This window comes from Salinivibrio sp. MA427, from assembly GCF_001996115.1.
Classification (GTDB): domain Bacteria; phylum Pseudomonadota; class Gammaproteobacteria; order Enterobacterales; family Vibrionaceae; genus Salinivibrio; species Salinivibrio costicola.
In genome coordinates this window covers 1-1,179 of record NZ_MUFH01000482.1, presented here as the reverse complement: position 1 = coordinate 1,179, position 1,179 = coordinate 1, and the positions used below count along the sequence as shown (strand labels likewise).

The 1,179-nt window shown below is 48.2% G+C and carries 2 protein-coding genes; one reads left to right on the top strand and one right to left on the bottom strand.

The annotated features are described in order from the left end of the window. Positions 1 to 187: DUF2982 domain-containing protein (locus tag BZG79_RS15775; protein ID WP_199878085.1), on the top strand; the 187-nt coding region annotated here is incomplete at its 5' end. Positions 188 to 300: 113 nt separating this feature from the next. On the opposite strand, the gene BZG79_RS15770 is transcribed toward BZG79_RS15775, so the two are convergent. Continuing rightward, positions 301 to 945, bottom strand: coding sequence for an MBL fold metallo-hydrolase (locus tag BZG79_RS15770; RefSeq protein WP_077460613.1), 645 nt, complete (start codon positions 943 to 945; stop codon positions 301 to 303). Positions 946 to 1,179 lie beyond the last annotated feature (234 nt).

Below are 1,179 nucleotides of genomic sequence, written 5' to 3'. Positions count from 1 at the left end.
CACCCCATATCGTGGTGCCAATGGTGTGCTTTATAAAGGTCTGATGGCGATGTTGGCCAATCGTATGCGATATATGCGCGAATTGTTAGGTTATGACATTTTTATCAGCGAAGACTTACTCGATCGCCCCCTAGAAGACTTTATCGGGGTGACAAGACGCTATCTGGCTGCTGCCAGTACGCAATAATGGTCTTGGGACAAATAGGCTCTTCTAAACAAAACAAACAAGCTCTAAACAAACAAGCTCTAAACAAACAAGCTGGCCCGTACTATGAGTACAAGCCAGTTTAGTGAAAAGGGTTAGAAAGCACCGGTAAGAAAAGGATTGGTTTTACGCTCATGGCCCAGCGTTGAGGTGGGTCCGTGGCCGGGAATAAAAGTCACATCATCTCCCACCGGAAGCAGCGTGTTCTTGATGGCGTCAATCAAGGTCGCGTGATCGCCTTTTGGAAAGTCGGTACGGCCAATACCACCGTTAAATAACACATCGCCTACCCATGCGGTACGGCTTTCTTCATCCACAAAGACAATATGTCCTGGCGTATGCCCGGGGGTAAATAAGACCGACAAAGTATGCTTGCCGACGGTGACCGTATCACCTTGCACTAACCACTGATCCGGCTCGAACGGCTCGGCGTGGGCAAAACCAAACATTTGTGCCTGCGCCGGTAAGGCTTGTAACCAAAATGCATCTTCTTTGTGCGGACCAATCACCGGAATATCAAGCGCGTTAGCCAATTCTACTGTGCCACCCACGTGATCTAAATGGCCGTGAGTAAGAAGGATTTTCGTCACGGTGACATTGAGTGAATGAATCACTTGGCGAATTTTAGCCACGTCACCACCTGGGTCGACGATCGCTGCGTCTTGAGTTTGATCGCACCAAATAATCGAGCAGTTTTGTTGAAATGCCGTGACCGGCACAATCTCATAATGCAACGCCATACAGTTAGCCTTCCTTTTGTATAAGTGCGGTAGCCGCCGATAACGACGTAAATACGGGCCTCACTATGCCATGCTGTCATCAGTTTGCAACTGTGCTGCCAAGGAGATGTCACCTTCACGCTCTAGGCTGAGATAAGGATACCTGGATACCTTTCAGGTGCGCTTTATTGTATGCAGGGCTGCTTATGTTAGATATTGATAAAGTATTATCGTCGCATTATCCCCGGTTAGAAC